The 20,602-nt window shown below is 66.3% G+C and carries 20 protein-coding genes and 3 pseudogenes; 14 read left to right on the top strand and 9 right to left on the bottom strand.

Features of this window, described 5'->3' with window-relative positions:
- Positions 1–428: 428 nt before the first annotated feature.
- The 5 genes and pseudogenes from N177_RS08470 (at position 429) to N177_RS08455 (ending at position 3,044) form a co-directional block, all read left to right on the top strand.
- Complete coding sequence (locus N177_RS08470) at positions 429–1,106, top strand: phosphoribosyltransferase (protein ID WP_040485436.1); 678 nt, start codon at positions 429–431, stop codon at positions 1,104–1,106.
- Positions 1,107–1,208: 102 nt separating this feature from the next.
- Positions 1,209–1,559 (top strand): tyrosine-type recombinase/integrase, encoded by a 351-nt coding sequence (locus N177_RS22305; protein ID WP_023431888.1) that lies wholly within the window; start codon positions 1,209–1,211, stop codon positions 1,557–1,559.
- 5 nt (positions 1,560–1,564) lie between these two features.
- Positions 1,565–1,793, top strand: a pseudogene (locus tag N177_RS20985) (transposase zinc-binding domain-containing protein); the annotation flags it as partial.
- Between the two features lie 20 nt (positions 1,794–1,813).
- On the top strand, positions 1,814–2,815 hold the full coding sequence (locus N177_RS08460) for a hypothetical protein (protein WP_023431886.1): 1,002 nt from the start codon (positions 1,814–1,816) through the stop codon (positions 2,813–2,815).
- 7 nt (positions 2,816–2,822) lie between these two features.
- Positions 2,823–3,044 (top strand): hypothetical protein, encoded by a 222-nt coding sequence (locus N177_RS08455; RefSeq protein WP_040485435.1) that lies wholly within the window; start codon positions 2,823–2,825, stop codon positions 3,042–3,044.
- 49 nt (positions 3,045–3,093) lie between these two features.
- On the opposite strand, the pseudogene N177_RS08450 reads toward N177_RS08455, so the two are convergent.
- A pseudogene (locus N177_RS08450) lies at positions 3,094–3,933 on the bottom strand (IS630 family transposase); the annotation flags it as partial.
- Between the two features lie 68 nt (positions 3,934–4,001).
- On the bottom strand, positions 4,002–5,237 hold the full coding sequence (locus N177_RS08445) for an MFS transporter (RefSeq protein ID WP_023431883.1): 1,236 nt from the start codon (positions 5,235–5,237) through the stop codon (positions 4,002–4,004).
- Positions 5,238–5,441: 204 nt separating this feature from the next.
- Between N177_RS08445 and N177_RS08440 the strand changes: the two genes are divergently transcribed.
- From N177_RS08440 to N177_RS08420, 5 genes are all read left to right on the top strand, one after another.
- Entirely contained in the window at positions 5,442–6,209 is a 768-nt protein-coding gene (locus N177_RS08440; protein ID WP_023431882.1) for an ADP-ribosylglycohydrolase family protein, read from the top strand.
- Positions 6,210–6,456: 247 nt separating this feature from the next.
- Positions 6,457–7,083, top strand: coding sequence for a methyltransferase domain-containing protein (locus N177_RS08435; protein ID WP_023431881.1), 627 nt, complete (start codon positions 6,457–6,459; stop codon positions 7,081–7,083).
- Positions 7,084–7,112: 29 nt separating this feature from the next.
- Positions 7,113–9,203, top strand: coding sequence for a HelD family protein (locus N177_RS08430; protein WP_023431880.1), 2,091 nt, complete (start codon positions 7,113–7,115; stop codon positions 9,201–9,203).
- A gap of 458 nt (positions 9,204–9,661) precedes the next feature.
- Positions 9,662–10,231 carry a hypothetical protein gene (locus N177_RS08425; RefSeq protein ID WP_023431878.1) on the top strand — a complete coding sequence of 190 codons (570 nt, stop codon included), beginning with the start codon at positions 9,662–9,664 and terminating at the stop codon, positions 10,229–10,231.
- Positions 10,232–10,255: 24 nt separating this feature from the next.
- Positions 10,256–10,984: a spermidine synthase gene (locus N177_RS08420; RefSeq protein ID WP_023431877.1), complete on the top strand. Its 729-nt coding sequence runs from the start codon at positions 10,256–10,258 to the stop codon at positions 10,982–10,984.
- Between the two features lie 3 nt (positions 10,985–10,987).
- On the opposite strand, the gene N177_RS08415 is transcribed toward N177_RS08420, so the two are convergent.
- From N177_RS08415 to N177_RS08395, 6 genes are all read right to left on the bottom strand, one after another.
- Positions 10,988–11,350 carry a TraR/DksA family transcriptional regulator gene (locus N177_RS08415; protein ID WP_023431876.1) on the bottom strand — a complete coding sequence of 121 codons (363 nt, stop codon included), beginning with the start codon at positions 11,348–11,350 and terminating at the stop codon, positions 10,988–10,990.
- A complete protein-coding gene (locus N177_RS08410; RefSeq protein WP_023431875.1) occupies positions 11,347–12,009 on the bottom strand; it encodes a class I SAM-dependent methyltransferase in 663 nt (220 codons plus the stop codon). The genes N177_RS08415 and N177_RS08410 overlap by 4 nt, the downstream gene beginning before the upstream one ends.
- A gap of 395 nt (positions 12,010–12,404) precedes the next feature.
- On the bottom strand, positions 12,405–12,566 hold the full coding sequence (locus tag N177_RS22010) for an ABC transporter ATP-binding protein uup (protein WP_023431874.1): 162 nt from the start codon (positions 12,564–12,566) through the stop codon (positions 12,405–12,407).
- A complete protein-coding gene (locus N177_RS08405; protein WP_023431873.1) occupies positions 12,563–13,993 on the bottom strand; it encodes an ABC-F family ATP-binding cassette domain-containing protein in 1,431 nt (476 codons plus the stop codon). The genes N177_RS22010 and N177_RS08405 overlap by 4 nt, the downstream gene beginning before the upstream one ends.
- Positions 13,994–14,130: 137 nt before the next feature.
- Positions 14,131–14,985: a universal stress protein gene (locus N177_RS08400; RefSeq protein WP_023431872.1), complete on the bottom strand. Its 855-nt coding sequence runs from the start codon at positions 14,983–14,985 to the stop codon at positions 14,131–14,133.
- 11 nt (positions 14,986–14,996) lie between these two features.
- On the bottom strand, positions 14,997–16,481 hold the full coding sequence (locus N177_RS08395; protein WP_023431871.1) for a SulP family inorganic anion transporter: 1,485 nt from the start codon (positions 16,479–16,481) through the stop codon (positions 14,997–14,999).
- A gap of 473 nt (positions 16,482–16,954) precedes the next feature.
- Between N177_RS08395 and N177_RS08390 the strand changes: the two genes are divergently transcribed.
- The 4 genes and pseudogenes from N177_RS08390 to N177_RS08375 all read left to right on the top strand — a co-directional run bounded on the left by N177_RS08390 (position 16,955) and on the right by N177_RS08375 (position 19,808).
- Positions 16,955–17,263: a hypothetical protein gene (locus tag N177_RS08390; protein ID WP_023431870.1), complete on the top strand. Its 309-nt coding sequence runs from the start codon at positions 16,955–16,957 to the stop codon at positions 17,261–17,263.
- A pseudogene (locus N177_RS08385) lies at positions 17,260–18,878 on the top strand (peptide chain release factor 3). Before N177_RS08390 ends, N177_RS08385 begins: the two are co-directional and overlap by 4 nt.
- Entirely contained in the window at positions 18,878–19,063 is a 186-nt protein-coding gene (locus N177_RS08380) for a hypothetical protein (RefSeq protein ID WP_023431867.1), read from the top strand. Before N177_RS08385 ends, N177_RS08380 begins: the two are co-directional and overlap by 1 nt.
- A 181-nt stretch (positions 19,064–19,244) precedes the next feature.
- Complete coding sequence (locus tag N177_RS08375) at positions 19,245–19,808, top strand: macro domain-containing protein (RefSeq protein ID WP_023431866.1); 564 nt, start codon at positions 19,245–19,247, stop codon at positions 19,806–19,808.
- Positions 19,809–19,844: 36 nt separating this feature from the next.
- Here N177_RS08375 and N177_RS08370 read toward each other — a convergent pair.
- Positions 19,845–20,602 (bottom strand): class I SAM-dependent methyltransferase (locus tag N177_RS08370; protein ID WP_040485433.1); only part of this gene is annotated, 758 nt, incomplete at its 5' end.

Below are 20,602 nucleotides of genomic sequence, written 5' to 3'. Positions count from 1 at the left end.
CCGAGCAACGTCGGCTCGACCCGTGACGGTCGGCGCGCTCTCGGTCTGCTTCTCCGGGCGGGGCTTGTGTGTGTTCGAGCCAGAGATACGAGCAGCGCCTGGCCTTTATCTGACGTAAGGTGAGGAAGGCGCCGAGCTAATATGGTGTGAACATCTGCATTTGGACTCCCGTCTCCCGAACCGCGGGAGAACTCAGGCTGCGGCCTCGTCTTTCAGAGGAGGAAGTCGTGAGCGACATCGTGATGCAAGCAGTCGTCGTCGGCCTACCCATGTCCTTTGCCATCCTTGCCGCTTTCCGCGTCCTGAGAACGGCGCGACCACCCGTTCACTGGGCGGCGACGGGCCGCAGTTCTCTTCACCTTCGGCGGGTTGAGTGGCGTTGACTTCCACCGTCTCACCCGTCTCCTTGCGTGTGGAGGTGATCAACATTGCCTTTCAGAGATCGCGTGGATGCGGGGCGCGCGCTCGCTGCCGCCCTTCGCCATCTCGGCCCGGATCAGCCCGTCGTGCTCGCGCTTCCGCGCGGCGGGGTCCCGGTGGCGGCCGAGATTGCCGCGAGCCTCGGCGCGCCGATCGATCTGATCCTGGTTCGCAAGATCGGTGTGCCTGTTGCGCCTGAGCTGGCGATGGGTGCTGTCGTCGACGGCTCCGAGCCACTCGTTGTCCGAAACGACGACGTGATCGCCCAGATCCGGATATCCGAAGCGGAGTTCCGACGGGTCATGAAGGAAGAACTCGCCGAGATCGACCGGCGGCGCAGGCTCTACCTCGGTGATCGTCCTCATCCCGTTCTGAGCGGCAAGACCGTGATCGTCACGGATGACGGCATTGCGACCGGCGCGACGATGCGAGCGGCGCTCCAGGCCGTGCGGGGGCAGAACCCGAAACGACTTGTCCTGGCGGTGCCCGTCGCACCGACCAGCACCCTCGCGGAGCTCCGGGACGAAGCGGACGAGATCATCTGTCTCGAGGACTACGAGCCATTCGGCGCGATAGGCTACTCTTATGACGACTTCTCGCAAGTGTCGGATCAGGAGGTTGTTGGTACGCTCGCCCGATTCACGCGTCCTGCGGAGGAAGCAGCTTCCGCTCCCCGCGATCCTTGACGTCGACAGCGAACGCATGCTGCTCAGGGTCGAACGCGGCAAGGGCGGCCAGTATCGCAACGCCATGCTGTCGCACGACCTGCTGACCCTGTCGCGCCAGAGGTGGAAGCTCGGCCGGCAACAAGGCGTGATGCATCGCGACGGCTGGCTGTTCCCGGGCCAGAACGCGATGAAGCCGATCAGCACACGCCAGTTGCATCGCATCGTCGTCGAGGCGGCCCGGGGCGCCGAGATCGCCAAGCGGGCCGACCGCACACGCTGCGCCACAGCTTCGCGACCCACCTCCTCGAGGACGGCACCGACATCCGCGTCATCCAGGCCCTGCTCGGCCACGCCAAGCTCGACGACACCGCCTTCTACACCAAGGCCGCGACGCGGACGGTGCGCAAGGTGACGAGCCCGCTCGACAGGCTCGCGATGTTCATGCCGGACGAGGCGACGCCCGGCGGCTGAGGCCGTTGCGCGCCGCGCTCGAGGTCGCCGATGTGTTCCGTGCTGCCGGACCTGCCTACCGCCGCCAATGCCGGCCATCTGAGCCTGGCGCAGCTCAAAGTCATGTCGGCGATCGAGTGTCGTACCGCTGCCCTCGGCGGCCACGTCGAGGCCTGCGAGGACTGCGGCCATCGGCGGATCGCCTACAGAAGCAGACGGGACAGACCATACCGTCGACTTCCGGGTCGCTCTTCGTCTCGAGGGATGGACGCGAGATGATCGCGCTGATCGATGAACCGCCCGCGGCCGAAGGCCGCGTCCTTGCGGCCTGGCGGCGGGTCTACATCGAGCCGGGCACCATCCAGGCGTCGCAGATCATCGGCAGCCTGCAGCAGAAATACGGCGATCCCGGTCCCAAGGAACCTGTCAGGGAAGCTGAAACAAGCATGTGGCGGGAGCCCAGCGGCAATGGCTGCAGGGACCTCTACCGGTGGGGACAGCCGCAGGCTCTCGCCTCGCGCTGGACCGACGAGGGAAAAGACCTCGCTCTCACCGCTCCGGACGGGACGCCGATGCCGGGCGCCATCTATCCGACGGTACTCACCGATCCGTCCGACCCCAGGCGCAACGAGGCCCTGGGCTGCGGCCCCTTCCTGACCGCGAATCTGAACTTCGACGCCTCGCGGATGCAGGCGTCGGGCTACGGCGCACGCGGCATGGACGTCGTAGACCAGACGCTGACGGATATCGGACCCTATCTCGAGGCCTTCGAGGCAAGCCGCGAGATCCTGGCTGAACAGCTCACCTCCGCGAGCGAAGCGGCCTTCGACGCTCCCGGCGGGCCGGACATGGTCGGCCTGAGGCTCGGCATGTCGATCGGCGAGGCGGAAGAGATCGTTCGCGCGCGCCTCGGAGACGCCGCACGAAAGTTCGGCGCGACTGGAGTTCCGCACGGCACCGGCGGCTATGCGGACGGCTCCCTCTATGTCGCGGAGGACAACAGGGAGCTCATCGCGCTCCTCGAGGATCCGGCCGCGCCCGGACGCCTCGTCGCCGTCTGGCGGCGGATCTACGCGCCGGCCGGCACCAGCGCGCAGGCGGTTCTCCGCGACATCAAGGCGAAATACGGCGAACCGGCATGGTTTGACGACGGGACCGGCGAGTATTTCTTCGCCGACGCGCAGGCCCCCTCCTGCGAGGTCGCCTATCGCTCGGTCCTCGCCTGGCGAAAGACTGGCCGAACTCTGGGTCGCCGACACGGGTGGAGGGCGGGCTGACTGGGTGATGCCGGACGGCGACGGCTATCCCAGCGCGCCGCAGCTCGTTGCGACGACGATCGACGGAAACAGTCTTGCGGATTGTCCAGCCGTCGTGGCTGTGGCGCTGAGGCTCCATCAAGGCGGCGGCTATATCGACACCGCACTAAGCGACCAGCAGCAGCTCAACGCCGCCCGCCGGGCGGACGGGCCCCGCACGGCCGGCGGCGGCGCCGGCATCAAGTTCTGAAGGATCGAGCCATGTTCCGGAGCGCCGCCCGCTGCCTCGCCGTTCTCCCGGTCGTCCTCGGCTGACGCTCGAGCCATTGCCGGACCTTCGGATGCTTGTGAGCGGCATAGTTGTCGAGGACGACGTGCACGATCTTTCCGGCAGGGACTTCGGCTTCGATCTGGTTGAGGAACCGGATGGACTCCTGGTGCCTGTGGCGCTGCATGTTGCGACCGATGACGGTGCCGTCGAGGACGTTCAGGGCGGCGAAGAGGGTCGTGGTTCCGTGGCGCTTGTAGTCATGCGTCATGGTGCCGGCGCGCCCCTTCTTCAGCGGCAGGCCGGGCTGGGTCCGGTCGAGCGCCTGGATCTGGCTCTTCTCGTCGACGCTGAGGACGATGGCGTGATCGGGCGGATCGACGTAGAGGCCGAACACGTCGCGCAGCTTGGTGACGAAGTCGGGGTCATTGGACAGCTTGAACTGCCGCATCCGGTGGGGCTGCAGTCCGTGGCGACGCCAGATGCGCTGCACGGAGCTTGCCGAGATGCCCGTCTCCTCGGCCATCATCGCCGCGGTCCAGTGCGTCGTCTCGCCCGGCGGCGGCTCCAGCGTCCGTTCAACCACCCGCTCGGCGAGCTTCTCGCTCAAGGGCGGGATGCGGGAGGGGCGCGTCTTGTCCCGGAGCAGGCCGTCGACGCCTTCCTCGGCGAACCGCTCCTGCCAACGCCATATGCAGGTCTTCGACTTGCCGGTGCGCCGCATGATCTCGACGGTGCCGACGCCGTCGCCGGTGAGAAGGACAATGTCGGCCCGCCAGACGTGCTTCTGGGGAGCGTTGCGATCCCGGACGATCGACTGCAGGCGCTGCCGATCGCGCTCGGAAACTTCAAGGGAGATGCCGCTGCGCATGCCCCAGACTCGCATGCGTGGCTGCATCACAAAATCCCCGACGGGATTCAATCGTCAGAGTTCAACCACTAGGACGTTTCGTCCGCCACTCGCGCCGCCCCGGCCACGGCGGCCAGAGCCGCGAGGACGGCGGAGCCGAGACCAGCCACGAGAAGCAGCGTGGAGACGCGGCCGATCGAAACGCCGTGGTCGAGCAGAGCCCCCAGCACGGCAGGTCCCGAAGCGGTGCCTGCAACCATGAGCATGGTCGCGAAGCTCCGGATCGTGCCGAGCCTTGACACACCGTAATCCTCCGCCCAGAGGGCACCCCCCGTTGTCTGCACGAAGCCAGCCGATGAACCGAGCAGCGCGAGGAACGCGAACAGGACGAGCGGATTGTCGAAGGCTCCGAGCATGGCGATGCCGAGGAAGAAGGGAACGTTCATCAGCGGCATCATGGCGCGTGCCGAGATGCGGTCGATGATGGGACCTGCGAGGAAGAGGCCGAACACGTGGCCGACGGCGTAGGCGGTGAAAGCCGTCGCGATCAGTTCGAGCGACCACCCCTTTGCAGTCGCGACCGCCTCGATGTGGAACGTGAGCGCGGTCGAGGTGAACGGCATGAAGAGCAGGATGGGCAGGACCAGCCAGAAGTATCTGGTCCGGACGACGATGCGGAGCCCGTCGAGCGCGCGCGACGGCGATGCCCCGGGGGCGATCGGAACAGGTTCGGTGAAGTCGGCGCGCCCGCGCACCAGGCTCGTGATCAGGGGTAGAGCGATCAGGACGGCGAAGGCCGCGATGACGCCGTAGCTCATGCGCCAGCCGAGCGCGCCGATCAGCAGGACGGCCAGCGGCGGTGCCGCGGCCTCCGCGGCTGCGAAACCCATGGCGCTGATCGACAAAGCCGTGCCGCGGGCCCGCCCGAAGAAGCGGGCGATCGAGGTGACCTCGACATGGGTCATCAGCCCCTGTCCGGTCAGCCGCAGCAGCGTGAAGGCGAAATAGAGGGTCAGCGGGCCCGTCACCGCCGTCGCGGCAAGACAGGAGACCGCGAGCCCGCAAATCGCAAGCGCGGTATAGGTCCTCAGGTCTACCCGGTCGATCCAGTGGCCGATTGCCGGGAGAAGGCTCGCCGAGGTGAGGGTCGCCGCGAGATAGGTGGTGCCGAGTTCGGCGGAGCTGAGATCGGCCGCGGCGCCGAAGGAGGACACGAACAGCGCGATGAAATAGGTCTGTCCGGGGGTCGACATGAAAGAGCATGCCGCGCCGAACAGGAGAAGCTTCGGCTCCTTGCGAAGGAGCTGGGCGTAGCCGGAAAACATGATCGATCGTGTCAGCAAGGCAGGAGATCGGCCGTACGGATCCGGCCACGATGCCGCGGAACGTAGAGCCCCGGGCGCGGCTTGGCGAGGCGAACAGGAGCATAGGAGCTCTGCGTGCTCCGGCAACTGCCGGGCCAGCCGACCTGCAGGAGGGATCCGCCGTCCGGGTGCAGACGTTGGGTGGGGACCGAAGGGAACCGCCACATGATCGGTGCAATAGCAGGCGACATCATCGGCTCGCGCTTCGAGGGCCACCCGTCGCCCCCGGACGGCTTCGACCTCTTCCAGGCCGACTGCGGCTTCACCGACGACACTGTCTGCACGCTCGCGATCGCACATGCGCTGCTCGAGGGAGAGGATTTCGGCGTCAGCCTGCGTCGCTTCGTGCGTCGCTACCCGCACGCGGGCTATGGCGGCATGTTCATCCGCTGGGCGATGAACGACGATCTGCCGGCCTATGGAAGCTGGGGCAACGGCGCCCCGATGCGGGGATCGGCCGTCGGCTGGCTCGCTCGGGACGAGGACGAGGTTCTCCGGCTGGGGGCCGCGCAGGCCGCGGTGAGCCATGATCATCCCGATGCGATGGCCGCGGCACAGGCGGTCGCGCTCTCGGTCTATCTCCTCCGGCACGGCACGTCGGCCGAAGTCGTCAGAAACCGGATGAGCAGCCAGTTCGGCTATTCGCTCGCGCCCGAGGTCGCCTTCCGCCAGGGCGGCTTCGACGTCTCGTCCCGGGGCACGATGCCGCCGGCCCTCGCGGCGGCGCTTTCTGCACCGGACTGGGAAAGCGCGGTTCGAAAGGTGATCGTGCTCGGCGGAGACACCGACACGCTCGCCTGTATCGCGGGGGCGGTGGCGGAGGCGGTTCACGGGGTGCCCGACGACATCGCCGATACGGCCCGGGCCCACCTGACTGAGGACCTCGTGGAGGTCCTGGAGCGGTTCGAGGACAGGCTGCTCGGGCAGAGCTAGCAGAAGCGCTTCGTGCTCCGCTTCCTGCAGGGGGTACACAGCGCGCTCCCGGTCCGCTAGGTTTGGCGCCAATCCATCCAGATCGGCTGGACCAAGGACGCGCGCGATGTCGCCGGTTGTGCCGGAAGGACGCTCGTGCATGCGTCCGGTCCGACACATCGACGTCGGCCTCCTTGCGAGCGCCGACAGCTTCTGTCGCGTGCGCTGAGGGGCAGCCGGCTCCAGTTGCCGGAGGCGACGCGACCTGATGACGACGTGGCTACATGGCCAACGCCTCGATGCCGTTCACGATGCCGTAAAGGCGTCCGGCGCCCGGACCGTCCTCGACCTGGGATGTGGCGAGGGCGACCTTCTGGTCCGGCTGGCGCGCGACCCAGAGGTGAGCCGCATCGTGGGGATCGATCTCTGCCGGGACCAGCTCATCCGGCTGCGACATCGCCTGAAGACGGGCGCCGGGCCAGTGAGGGCCGAGGTCGACCTGATCCACGGCGACCTCTCGGCGGGAGGCGAGCGTCTGACCGGCTTCGACTGCGCCATTTTGATCGAGACGATCGAGCATATCGATCCTGCGCGTCTGTCGGTTATCGAACGGGCTGTCTTCGGCCGCATGCGGCCCCGGCACGTGGTGATCACGACGCCGAATGCCGAATTCAACTCGTTGCTGGGCGTCCCGCCTCACCGGTTCCGCCACCCCGACCACCGTTTCGAGTGGGATCGCGCCCGGTTCGCGAAGTGGTCGACCGGCGTCGCCTCCCGGAACGGCTACCAGGTCGCATCCCGCGACATCGCCGGTCGGCATCCCTCCCGCGGAGGAGCAAGCCAGATGGCGGTGTTCCGCCTGAGCGAGGCCGCGATGGACCGGGCCGTCGCCTGACTGCCGAACGCACTGAATGGAAACTGGACATGAGCGCTGCCGAACGAGAAGAACACGAACGACTCGATGCCTGTCTGCGGAGCATCGACGAGAACAGCCACCGGATCGCGTCGCGGCTGAACGCTTACTCGCAGGACATTCGCGCGAGCAAGTCGCACATGTGGGAAGCGCGCCGCGACATGGACCACATCGAGAAGATCGCGATCAAGCAGGCGCTCGACCAGAAGTCGCGGCAGGGCGAGGTGCTGAAGGAACAGCAGGAAAAGCTCCGAAAGCTCAGGCGGTCACCCTATTTCGGAAGGTTCGACTTTTCGCGCAGGGCGAGTGGCAGGGAGAAGGAAGCCATCTATGTCGGCGTCCACGATTTCCGTGATGAGAACAGCGGCCGCACGCTCGTCCACGACTGGCGGGCGCCGATCTCCGGCATGTTCTACGATTACGAGATCGGCCCCGCTCGCTACGAGGCGCCCGCGGGCGAGGTGGAGGGTGAACTCGAGCTGAAACGCCAGTTCCGTATCCGGGACGGGCGGATGGAGTTCATGCTCGAATCCGGCGTCAACATCGTCGACGACGTCCTGCAGGAGGAGCTGAGCCGTTCGTCCGACGAGGGCATGCGCAACATCGTCGCGACGATCCAGCGTGACCAGAACGCGATCATTCGGGACGGCGACGCGCATACGCTGATCATCCAGGGCGTGGCGGGCTCGGGGAAGACGTCGATCGCGCTGCACCGGATCGCCTTCCTGCTCTACCGTTTCAAGGACACGTTGACCTCCGACGACATCCTCATCATCTCGCCGAACCGGGTGTTTGCCGACTATATCGGCAACGTGCTTCCGGAGCTCGGCGAGGAACAGGTCGGCGAGATCGGTATCGAGACGCTCGCCGACGAGCTGCTCGGCCACAAGTACCGCTTCCAGACCTTCTTCGAGCAGACGTCGCTCATGCTCGAGAAGGAGGACGAGGCGTTGAAGGAGCGGATCGCGGCAAAGGCGTCGCTCGACCTTCTCAAGCAGATCGATGCCTATGTGGAGCACCTTGAGGCTTCGTCCTTCTCGGCCGACCAGTGGCGGACGGCGCGGCGGATCGTTCCCGACTGGTTCTTCGAAGAGACGTGGCGGAAATATCGCGGCCTGCCCTTCGGCGAGCGGGTCGCGGAGGTCGTGAAGGCGGCCGAGCACAAGATCGGCATTTATTACAATTACGACCTTCGGACGGACGAGCGGCGCTCACTGCGGGGGGCAGTGAAGGGCATGGCGCGGAAGACGACCCTCAGGGACGCCTACAAGGGCCTCTTCGAGTGGATGGGCCGACCCGACCTGTTCAGGCCCTCGGGCGGCAAGCTCGAATATGCCGACGTGTTTCCGCTGATCTACCTCAAGATGCGGCTCGAAGGCGTCGACAACAGCCGGAAGGGCGTGAAGCACCTGCTGATCGACGAGATGCAGGACTACACGCCGGTCCAGTACGCCGTGATCGACAAGCTGTTCAACTGCCGCAAGACGATCCTCGGTGACGCCACGCAGTCCGTGAACCCGCACGGATCCTCGAGCTCGGAGCAGATCCAGAAGGTTCTGCGGGCGGCGACGCGCGTGAAGCTCAACAAGAGCTATCGCTCGACATGGGAGATCATGCAGTTCGCGCTCGCGATCTCGCCGAACGAGGAACTGGTGCCGATGAGGCGCCACGGCGAGCCGCCGGAGATCGTGACGCTCAAGCGCCCCGCGGAGGTGATCGAGCATGTCGCACGATTGGCGAGCGACTTCGAGGCCTCGCCGCACCAGAGCCTCGCCATCATCGCCAAGGCCCAAAAGCAGGCGAAGAAGCTTCACCAGGCCCTCGACGACCAGGGAATCGACGCCAATCTCCTTGATGAAAGGAGCGCCGGCTTCTCGACCGGCATCGTCGTGTGCACCTCTCACCTGGCGAAGGGCCTGGAGTTCGACAGGGTCGTCGTGCCGGATGCGGACGCCGCCAACTACAAGACGGAGATGGATCGCAACCTGCTCTACGTCGCCTGCACCCGGGCGATGCATCGGCTGACGGTCCTCGCATCAGGGCAGCCCTCGCCATTCCTCCCGGACCAGGTCGCGCCGGCAACCGACGGCCGCGCAGGCTGAAGCGGAGGCGGGCCGCGGTGCGACTTCTCCGCCCTGTCGTTCCGTCCGGGGCTACACAACCCGCAGCTGCTCGTTTATGGTCTCGACATCCCTCAAATCACCCTGAAGTGGTGCTTTGGATCCGGAGATCCGGTGGATATCGGGCTCGCGAGCGCGTTCGGCGCCGTTCGAGAAGCGATCCACCGGCGACTATCCGATGTCGACCGCGCGGATCCAGTGCCGATATCAGGCGGGGCCCCACCGGCCCCGCCCGTGCCCTGCGTGCGTGGCGGATCTCCTCAAACGAAGGAGAGACCAATTGGCGAAAGAGGCGATCAGAACAGTGCAGGCCCGTCCGGCAACATACGATGCGGGAGACAGCGTGCACGAGGACATCATCAACCCCTATGGCTCCGGGCCACTCCCGATCGGGCCTCGGCCGGAGGCGAACGAGTCGCTGCCGGGCCGGAGGCAATGAGATGCCGGAACGGATCGAGGACCGTTGCGGACCGTACCTGATCATCGGCGGCGTCCTGAAGGACGTGCCGCAGGCCATCGCCTATCTCGGTGGGCAGGTTGTTACCAAAGAGGAGGCTGAGGATCCGGAAACGGCCGTCCGCTGCCTCAAGGAGCGGCTTGCGGACGAGCAGTCACGACTGCTGGCCGCGCGCGAGGATGGCGTTCCTTCGGCTGAAGAGTATGCTTCGGCTCTCGCATCGCTGTTCCCGAAAGTCGAGCAGCAGACGCTCGAGCAGGTCCGGCATCACGTGCGTGTGCCGGGTGGCAGACTCACCATGCGCGACCTCTCGCGTGTCACCGGGCAGATCCCGGACGAGGTGCAGAAAACGCATGCATCGATCGGTAGGGCGCTGGGGCGACTTCTGCAGTTCGACCCCAAGCCACCCCGCATCGAGCGCCCGGCGCTGCCGATCGCCGTCATCGCTGAGCCGTCCGGCAGCCTCACGCCCTTCGAACGTGAATGGACCCTCCGTGAGCAGGCGCGTCAAGGTCTGGCCGCAGCGCTCGACCTTGTGCCTCCGGAAAGTTGATGCGGGCGTAGCACCATGAAAGGGATGTTCGAAGAGCTGGACTATCGTCCGACGCCGCTGGGCGCTCTCACGCTGAGGCGGAGGCGACGCCCGGGGAGCGACGAAGACGTCTACGAGATCATGCTTCGCGACGAGTTCCTGATGTCGAGCATGTTCACCTTCGGCGAGACGGAGCTCGCGCGCCTTGCGCTCTCGCGGCTCGACGGCGAGGCGCTCGACGTGGTCGTCGGCGGCCTCGGCCTCGGCCACACCGCACAGGCGTGCCTGTCGGACCGGAGGGTCGACTCGCTCCTCGTCGTTGAAGCTCTGGAACCGGTGGTCGAGTGGCATGAACAGGGGCTGGTGCCCCTCGGACGAGAGCTTTCAGAGGACGCCCGATGCCGCTTCGTGGTCGGGGATTTCTTCCGGATGGTTGCAGATAGCGAGCTCGATCCGGACAATCCGGGCCGACGCTTCGACGCGATCGTCGTCGACATCGACCACTCGCCCGAGCTGCTGCTCAGCGACACCAGCGCGTCCTTCTATGAAGACACGGGCCTGGCCGCGGTCGAGAAGCTGCTGCGTCCGGGGGGCGTGTTCGCGCTGTGGTCGACCGATCCTCCCGATGACGGGTTCCTGGTGCCGCTGCGGAAGCGCTTCGCGGCCGTCGAAGCTCACGTCGTGAGCTTTCCGGTTCCGAACTGGTACGAACCCGAAACCAACACGGTCTACGTGGCGACGGTTCGGGCGCATGCCGGGGACGGGAAAGCCTGAGCTTCAGCGCTCCTCCAGGCGGGCGCAGGGGACGCACAGGGTGGCCACCGGATCGACCTTGAGGCGGCCCTCTGCGATCGGCTCCCCACAGTTCTCGCAGTGGCCATACTCGCCTTCCTCCATATCGCGGAGGGCAGCCTTCAGGCGGTTGATGCGGGCAGCACGCCTCACCTCGGAGGCCTTGGCCATCGCTTGGATCTGCATCGCGTCCATCCGGGCGAGCCGCCCGACGCTCTGCTGGTCCAGGCGGACCGGCGCCCGCTCCTGCGCGCTCGACGCGCTCAGGTCCTGGAGCTCGGCCAGCTCCGCCTCGATCCGTTTCCTTATCGCGGCCAGATCGGGACCTTTCCCTCTTCCATCAGTCATCGGCGGTCACCCTTCTGCATGAGCGCGACGTCCTTGCAGGGGATCTCGCACTCCCACTCGCGTTGCTCCGCAACCACGCGTAGCGTCTCCTCGCGATAGAAGACGACGTGCGTGGGGTCCTTCCGGTAGTGCCAGTCCGCGAAGCGGTCGTCGTCGGTCTGGAAGCAGGTCATGATGCCGAGCCATGCGCGCGGCTTGAGCAGCCGGTCGAGGCGTCGGAAATCCCTCAACGGGTCGTGGAAGTGCTCCACGACCTCGGCGCAGATGATGAAGTCGTATTGCTGCGACAGCGCTTCGGGGTTGTCGGCGAAGAACGGATCGTGAAGCACCACCTCGTGCCCCGCCTCCCGGAAGACGGCTGCGAGAGCAGGGCCGTTGCCGCACCCGTAGTCGAGACCTCGACTGGGCCCTTCGAGCTTCGATAGCAGCGGGTCGCCCAGCTTCGAGAGGAACTTGCGATAGCGGCTGTCTCCGGGGTCGTTCTGATGCAGCCGGTAATGAGCCTGCTCCTCCTCGGGGGAAGGATGGAATTCCGGAGCGAGGAACGTGGCCGCGCATTTCAGGCAGCGCCAGTAGGTCTTTCCGTCGATGCGGAGGAAGACCCTCGGAATTCCCCTCTCGCAGACGCGGCAAGAGGAGACGGAGGGGTAGACGTTCATCGCCGGCTCCGATCGTCCATGTCGGCTCCCACGGGTTCACGGTGGGTCGCACGCCAGACGAAGACGATGTCGATCGGATGCAGATCAAGCCGGCGAAGGCGGATCGGCTGCCGTGCCGGGGGAGAACCGGCAGTGTCGAGAGGCTGGCGACCGAGGTAACTCCACGCCATCCCTAGCATCCCGGCAACGGCCGATGAAGCCCCTACCGGAAAGGCAGCAGCGGGATCCCCGTCGGTGGTCGTCGACCCGATCAACGGGCTGCGCACGCGCGAGTGCCCGTAGGGGCCCATGACGAGAAGGCCGATCTTCTCGTTCTCGTCGGCATAAGCGATTGCGGCGTAGCAACGCCGTATCAAGTGCCGACCGGCAGGTGGGCGCGCGCGCTCAGATTGGGCTCAGGCCGCGTTCGCTTCCGGCCGGGGGCTCTTCCCCGACAACAGCAGCTTTCGGTAGCTCTCGAGATCGCCGTCGTAGGGGGCGACCGTGCCTTGGCTCACGAGCCACAGCCGGTCGGCCACGAGCCCGAGCAGGTGCATGTCGTGGGTGACCAGAATCACCGCACCGGAATACTGGTTGAGCGCCTCAACAAGGCCTCGCGGCTCTCGACATCCAGATGGTTCGTCGGTTCGTCGAGGATCAAGAGATGCGGCGCGTCCATCGTCGCGAGCAGCAGCGAAAGCCGCGCCTTCTGGCCGCCCGACAGCTTGTCTACGACCGTGTCGGCCTGGTCCGCTCCGAGTCCGAAGCCGGCCAGCCGCGCCCGCAGTCGCGCCGGGCGCTCTTCGGGGCGAAGGCGCACGAGGTGCTGCAGTGGCGTCTCGTCGACCTCCAACTCGTCCACCTGATGCTGCGCAAAGTACCCGATCCGCAGTTTCGCCGCGCGGGTGACCTTCCCTTCAGCGGCGATCAACCTGTCCGCCAGCAGCTTGGCGAGCGTCGACTTGCCTTGGCCATTTCGCCCGAGAAGCGCGATCCGGTCGTCCTGGTCGATCCGCAGGTTCAGTTCCTGCAGCACTGGAGGGCCGCCGTAGCCCACCGCGGCGTCGTCGAGATTGACGATCGGCGGCGAGAGCTCCTCCGGCGCCGGAAAGGTGAAGACCTGCTCCTTCCTGTCCTCGTAAGCCGACACCGGCGTCATGCGCTCGAGCATCTTCAGCCGCGACTGCGCTTGCCTGGCCTTGTTCGCCTGGGCGCGGAACCTGTCGACGAACTGCTGCAGATGCGCGCGGCGCTCCTCCTGCTTCCGGGCCTCGGCCATAACGACGGCGCGCTGCTCTGTCCGCTGGCGGACAAACTGGTCGTACCCGCCCCGAAAATAGCTCAGCTTCCTGTCCTCGAGGCTGAGGATGCCGCCGACCGCGCGATTCAGCAGGCCCCTGTCGTGGCTCACGACGATCACGGTGTGCGGATACTTCTGGAGGTAGTCCTCCAGCCACATCGCGCCTTCGAGATCCAGGTAGTTCGTCGGCTCGTCCAAGAGCAGCAGGTCGGGCTCGGCGAACAGGACGCCTGCGAGGGCGACGCGCATCCGCCAGCCGCCCGAGAAATCGGAGCAGGGAAGCTGCTGCGTCTCTGTGTCGAAGCCGAGGCCCTTCAGGATCGCGCTTGCCCGAGCCTCGGCCGACCACGCGTCGATGTCCGCCAGCCGGACGTGGATCTCGGCGATGCGCATGGGGTCGGTCGCCGTCTCGGCCTCGGCCAGGAGGTTCGAGCGCTCGCGGTCGGCTTCCAGCACCGTATCGAGCAGAGACGTCGCACTGGAGGGCACCTCCTGGGCGACTCCGCCGATCCGCGCGTTCGACGGCAGGGAGATCTCCCCATTCTCCAGCGTCAGCTCGCCCCGGATCAGCCGGAAGAGCGTGGTCTTGCCGGTGCCGTTGCGTCCTACGAGCCCGACCTTGTGACCCGCCGGAATATTGGCGGTGGCACCCTCGAAGAGCGGGCGCCCCTCGACGGAGTAAGTGATGTCCGAGATTTTCAGCATGTGGGCCTGCTGGCAGATCGCCGACAGAAATTCAAGGGTGGGAGGCGCCGGCCGTGAAAAAGATCATCCCAGGCCGAGAGCCCCCCCGATGTCCCCGGACCATCGCCGCCACCGGGGCAGCAGGACCATGGAAGCCCCTACCGGAAGAGCATCACCGGGATCCGGCAGGACCGCACCATCTCGGTCGTCGTGGAGCCGATGACGAGGCTGCGGATGCGCGAGTGGCCGTAGGCGCCCATGACGAGGAGGCCGATCCTCTCGTTCTCCACCGCCTGCGCGATGACGGCGTCGGCCTGCCCCGGCACGATGTCGGCGTCGACCGCGTAGCCGGCGCCTTCGAGCACCCGCCGGGCGTCGTCGAGGCGCTTCGTGTTCTCCGCCGTCTCGTTGCCGACGGTGAGCAGCCGGCACTTCAGCCCCTGAAAAAGAAGGCTGCGGGCCACGTGATCGAGGGCCTTCATGCTGGAGACGCCACCGTCATACGCGATCAGGAAGCGCTCGACGGGAGCGAAGGCGCGGGAGGCGACGAAGACCGGCTTCTTCGACGAGCGCACGATGCGCTCGAGGTTCGAGCCGAGATGCCCCTTGGCGAAGTCGGCGGCCTCACCACGCTTGCCGACGATCACCATGTCGGCCCCGGCCTCGAGCTCGGCCACCGTCTCGACGATGTCGCCGATCCTGAGCTTCGTCGCGACGTCCCGAAGCCCCTGCGCCTTGATCGCCGCCTTCGCGTCGTCCAGGATCGCCCGCCCCCGCTGCTGGGCGAGGCGCGCGCGCTGCTCGTCGAGCGTCGCGAGCTCCTCCAGCAGCGCCGTGCGGGCGCCGAGCGTCAGGTTGCCGCTCAGGTTCTGCGGCGTGCTGTCGGTCTCGCGCCGGCCGAGCACGTGCAGGAGCTCGATCTCCGCGCCGGTCCGCTGCGCGATCCAGGCGGCGTGGTCGCAGACGCTCTTCGAATAGATCGAGCCGTCGACGAGCGCGATGAGCTTTGCCATGTCCATCTCCCTCAGTGCCCCATGAGGCTTTCCATGGCCCCGGGCTTGTCGTGGACGGCGAGCCTGTCGACGATCGTCTCGCTCGCCTTGTTGAGGCCGACGAGCTCGACCTCGGCGCCCTCCCTGCGGAACTTCAACACGATCATGTCGAGCGAGGCCACGCTCGAGATGTCCCAGATATGCGCGTGGGTGAGGTCGATCGTCACCTTCTCCAGCGCCTCGCGGAAGTCGAAGGCCGCGTTGAAAGCGTCCGAGGAGGCGAAGAAGACCTGGCCGTGGACGAGATAGGTCCTGTGCCGCCCGTCCTCCGACAGGGTCGAGGTGATGCGCAGGAACTGAGCGATCTTGGCCGAGAAGAAGATGCCCGACAGCAGCACGCCGACGAGGACGCCGATCGCGAGGTTGTGCGTGTAGACGACCGTCACGACGGTCGCGAGCATGACGATCGAGGAGGACCGTGGGTGGGTCTTCAGGTTCTTGATCGACGACCAGGAGAAGGTGCCGATCGAGACCATGATCATGATGGCGACGAGAGCGGCCATCGGGATCTGCGCCACCCAGTCTCCGAGCACGACGATCATGAAGAGCAGGAACACGCCCGAGGCGAAGGTCGAGAGCCGGCCGCGGCCGCCGGATTTCACGTTGATCATCGACTGGCCGATCATGGCGCAACCCGCCATGCCGCCGATGAAGCCCGTCGCCGTATTCGCGATGCCCTGGCCGACGCATTCCTGGTTCTTGTTGGACGGCGTGTCGGTCAGGTCGTCGACGATCGTCGCCGTCATCAGCGATTCGAGCAGCCCGACGACCGCGACCGCGGCCGAATAGGGCAGGATGATCCACAGCGTCTCGAGGTTGAGCGGGATCTGCGGGATCAGGAACACGGGCAGGGTCGAGGGCAGCTCGCCCATGTCGCCCACGGTCCTGAGATCGAAGCCGAAGACCATCGCAGCGGCCGTGAGGGCCACGATGCAGACGAGCGGCGAAGGGACGGCCGTCGTCAGGTAGGGAAAGAGGTAGATGATCGCGAGACCGGCCGCGACCATGACGTAGGTCAGGTTCGGCACGCCGACGAGCTCGGGGATCTGCGCCATGAAGATGAGGATCGCCAGCGCGTTGACGAAGCCGGTCATCACCGAGCGGGACACGAAGCGCATGAGGCTGCCGAGCCGCAAGAGGCCGGCGATCACCTGAAGCACGCCCGCGAGCACCGTGGCGGCGAGGAGGTATTCGAGCCCGTGATCGCGCACGAGCGTTATCATGAGAACCGCCGTCGCGGCGGTCGCGGCCGATATCATGCCCGGGCGCCCGCCGACGATCGCGGTAATGACGGCGATCGAGAAGGAGGCGTAGAGCCCGACCTTCGGATCGACGCCGGCGATGATGGAGAAGGCGATGGCCTCGGGAATGAGCGCGAGGGCGACGACGAGGCCGGCCAGGATGTCGCCGCGAATGTTGCCGAGCCACTCGCTGCGGTAGGCGATGAGTGAATGCATGAAAATTCCAGGCGTCTGACGCCGGCCGGAGGAAACTGATCCTCGGGGCCGCGAAGGTCTTATGAAACTGAGGAATCGGAGGGGCTGCGCCCAAATCAGGGCGCACGGATTCGATAGGATCTCTAGTAAAGGGAATTCTGCTGCACCGCAACGAGCGGTGGTGAGCAGCAGGCGGACGCACCGCGCATATCTCTGCCATTTCACCTGTCGCCCCGCGTGCGGGGGCTACACAAGGGGAGCCTTGTCGCTTATGTTGCGGCTATCCCCAGCACGCGAAAGTGCTTGGATTTCGAACACGCCGGAGGACATCGGCTCGCGCTCCATCGAGTGCGCCGTGACCTCGGCTTCGGAAGCTTAGGCCAAGGCCGCTCCGACGTTCGAGGTCCGAGCCGCAGATCCCGCCTGCGGCCGTATGGTCGCGGGCTAACGCACGCGCGTTTCCGGTCTCCCGAGAGCTTGAAGGAGACGGGCACATGGCAGCGGACAAGAACAGGACAATCTTCTCCTCGGTCGGCATACCGCATGGGACACCAGAGACGGCGGAACAGCCCAATGGCACCGACACCATCGCGCCGGCTGAAAAGTTCTACCTGAGGAAAAACATCAACAACGCTCGGGTGAGCGAGATCCTGCAGTACATGCGGGACTTCGGGCACGGGCGCACCGCGGTAGAGCACGACAGGCAGGAGGTGATCCTGCACGTCGAGGACCTGCGCGACGCCGAGCTGCTGAAGGCGAACTTCCGCGACCTCATCGATGGCGAGGTCGACCTGACGCGATGACGGAAGCAGCCACAGTCGGAGAATTTGAAAGTCCCACGACATCGCGGTGCGGAGAGTCGACCCACGAGACCCGGCGAACCTTCGCCATCATCTCCCATCCGGACGCAGGCAAGACAACGCTGACGGAGAAGCTTCTTACGCATCGGGTGCCATCCGGATGGCGGGCCAGGTGAAGGCACGTGGCGAACGCCGCCGGACGCGGTCGGACTGGATGGAGATCGAGCAGAAGCGCGGCATCTCGGTGACGTCGTCCGTCATGACGTTCGAGCACCAGGGCCTGACCTACAACCTGCTCGATACCCCAGGCCACGCCGATTTCTCCGAGGATACCTATCGCACGCTCACGGCAGTCGACGCCGTCGTCATGGTCATCGATGCGGCCAAAGGCATCGAGAGCCAGACGCTGAAGTTGTTCGAGGTCTGCCGGCTGCGGGACATTCCCATCATCACCTTCGTAAACAAGGTGGACCGGGAGGGCCGCGACCCGCTCGAGATCCTCGACGAGATCTCGGAGACCCTCGCGCTGGATGTCGTCCCGGGTTCCTGGCCGATCGGTCTCGGCGTCGACTTCAAGGGCGTCGTCAATCTCAGCTCCGGGAGGATGACGCTGCCCGACGGATCCCCGGGCGCCATCTCGCTTTCGCAGATGGACGAATGGATCGAGACCTCGGAGGTCACCGCAGATCCCGTCTATGGCCCTGCGCTGGAGGGGATGTCGATTGCCCGTGAGACGCTTCCCCCCTTCGATCTCCAGTCCTATCGGGAAGGGCACCTCACTCCGGTCTTCTTCGGGTCGGCCCTGAAGTCGGTGGGCATAGAAGACCTGCTCCAAGCGATCGGCGAATGGGCACCGTCTCCGCGACCTCAGCCCGCCGAGCCGGCACCGATCGATCCGGCCTCTCCAACGGTAACGGGCTTCGTGTTCAAGGTGCAGGCGAACATGGAACCGAACCACAGGGATCGCATTGCCTTCCTTCGCCTCTCCTCCGGCACGTTCCGGAGGGGCATGAAGTTGCGCCACCCCAGGCTCGGCCGTGACATCACCATCACAAGCCCCATGCTCTTCTTCGCACAAGAGCGCGAGACCGCGGACGAGGCCGTCGCCGGCGACATCATCGGCATTCCCAACCACGGCACGCTGAGCGTCGGTGACACGCTCTGCGAGGACGCGGAGACGCGCGTGACGGGAATCCCGAACTTCGCCCCGGAGCTGATCCGCCGGGTGCGCCTGTCCGACCCGATGAAGGCGAAACAGCTCGGAAAGGCGCTGAACGACCTCGCGGAGGAAGGCGTGACCCAGGTGTTCCGGCCGATGATCGGTGCGGACTGGCTGGTCGGCGTGGTCGGTTCGCTTCAGCTCGACGTCCTGTCGTCCCGGCTCGAGAAGGAGTGCCGCGTCCCCGCATCCCTCGAGAGCGCCGGCTTCGAAACCGCCCGGTGGATCGCGAGTGACGATCCGAAGGAATTCAAGCGCTTCGTTGCGGCCAATCGCGCCTCCCTGGCCGAGGACAGGGCGACCTTGACCGTTTTCCTGGCGAGAAACCCCTGGACGCTGGAGCGCACGCAGAAGGACTGGCCGCAAATCCGCTTCCTGAAGACGAGGGAACGCTCGTGATGACCAGCCCGAGAAGCCCCAAGAGTTCCGACGTCCTCATCAGCCGTATCCTGATCGGCAAGCCTGACGCGACGGTCGATGACATCAGGCGGCTCGTCCCGCAGGCCGCCGGCCTCGACGACAAGGCGCTGCGGCAGAAGATCGAGTACCTGAGGAAGCACAGGAAATCGAAGGCTCCCCTTTGATCTGATCCTGTCAGGCTCCGGCCGTGAAAGGGAGAAGGCGGGGACGCGCACGGAACCCGTTGCGGCGGCAGCCTTCCGGATCACCGGAGCAGCCGCGCGCAGTCCTCGGGCAGTAGCCCCATAACGATCATCGGGCCTCGCTGCGGCGGGGCGATTACCACCAACTTCTGGAGTCTAAGTCATGAGGATCGTCACCAACGGCGTCTTTCTCGAAGCCCATGTGGGCGACATCGCGCAACAGCCGGGCATCGCTGCGGTGGTGAATGCGGCAAATGCCGAACTCATGCCCGGCGGCGGTGTCGCCGGAGCCATCCACGCCGCCGCCGGGCCGGAGCTGGCGACGGTGTGCGCTCCGCTGGCACCCATCGCGCCCGGAGAAGCCGCCATCACGCCGGCGTTCGATCTGCCGAACGAGAAGATCATTCACTGTCTCGGCCCTGTCTACGGCCATGACCGGCCGGAGGCGGAGATCCTCGAGAGCTGCTATCGCAGTTCCCTCGAACTGGCGGAGGAGAACATGCTGGCCTCCGTCGCCACACCCGCGATTTCGACAGGTGCCTTCGGCTACCCGATCGACGAGGCCGCTGAGATTGCCTGCCGCACGGTCGCCGCGATGACGGCGGGGCTCCGGCACGTGCAGGTGGTGCGCTTCGTGCTCTACAGCCAGAAGGACTACGACGTCTTCGCGCGCGAACTCGTCAGAGCGGCGGCCCACGCTCGCCAGAACGGCGAGGCTGCCGCGTAGGGCGACGCGTCACGTGCGAAGCGGAGCGTTCCGGCGCTACTCCGGCGGGCGGCGGAGGTAAGCCCACATGTTGTCGCTCGTCGGTAGCCGACCGAAGCGACGCCAGCCTACCTCGAACCCCGCCCTCTCCGCCATGGTCCGCAGGGCGGAGGGCGTGAAGTAGTTCACGTGGTCGGGGAAGCGGAAGCCGCACCACGACCGTCCCGCCAACCGCCGGTTCAGGGACGCAAAGTTCGGCACCTTCACGACCGCGACGCCGCCTGGTCTCAGTGTCCTCATCAGCTCCCGCAGCACCTCCCGAGGCTGCGTCTCGTGCTCGAGGTAGGATCGCAGGATCGCACCGCGGAAGAAGCCGTTCTCGAACCGGGCGAGGCCCTCGGTGGCCGGGGCATGAATGCAGGCGCCGCCGCGGGCGCCGAACTCCCGGTCCGCCACGGCCGAAGACGCCGCCGAGACCTCGATGCCGTATGGCACGTAGCCCGGCGGCAGGCGCCGCCCCCGCATGCCAGACCCGCAGCCGATATCGAGGATCGGCCCCGGAGGCACCAATCCCGCCGCGAGTTGCTCGATCTCTCGCCTCGGAACGAGCTTCGTCCTCCAGCGCGTCGCGAGGCTCAGCCGGCGCCCGACGGGGCGTTGCTGCATGCGCAACGCCGCCTCCGCCTGGAAGGTCGTGCCCCAGGAAAGGGTTTCGCTCAGCTCGGCGACAACCGGTACGGGGTCGAGGTAGACGAACCCGCAGCGACGGCAGTTCTTGATGGTCCACGGCTCGGCGGAATAGCGGCTCGCCTCGG

Source organism: Lutibaculum baratangense AMV1 (genome assembly GCF_000496075.1).
In the GTDB taxonomy this organism is placed as follows: Bacteria; Pseudomonadota; Alphaproteobacteria; order Rhizobiales; family Tepidamorphaceae; genus Lutibaculum; species Lutibaculum baratangense.
Note: the sequence above shows the minus strand (reverse complement) of the source record. Positions and strands in the feature narration are given on the sequence as shown.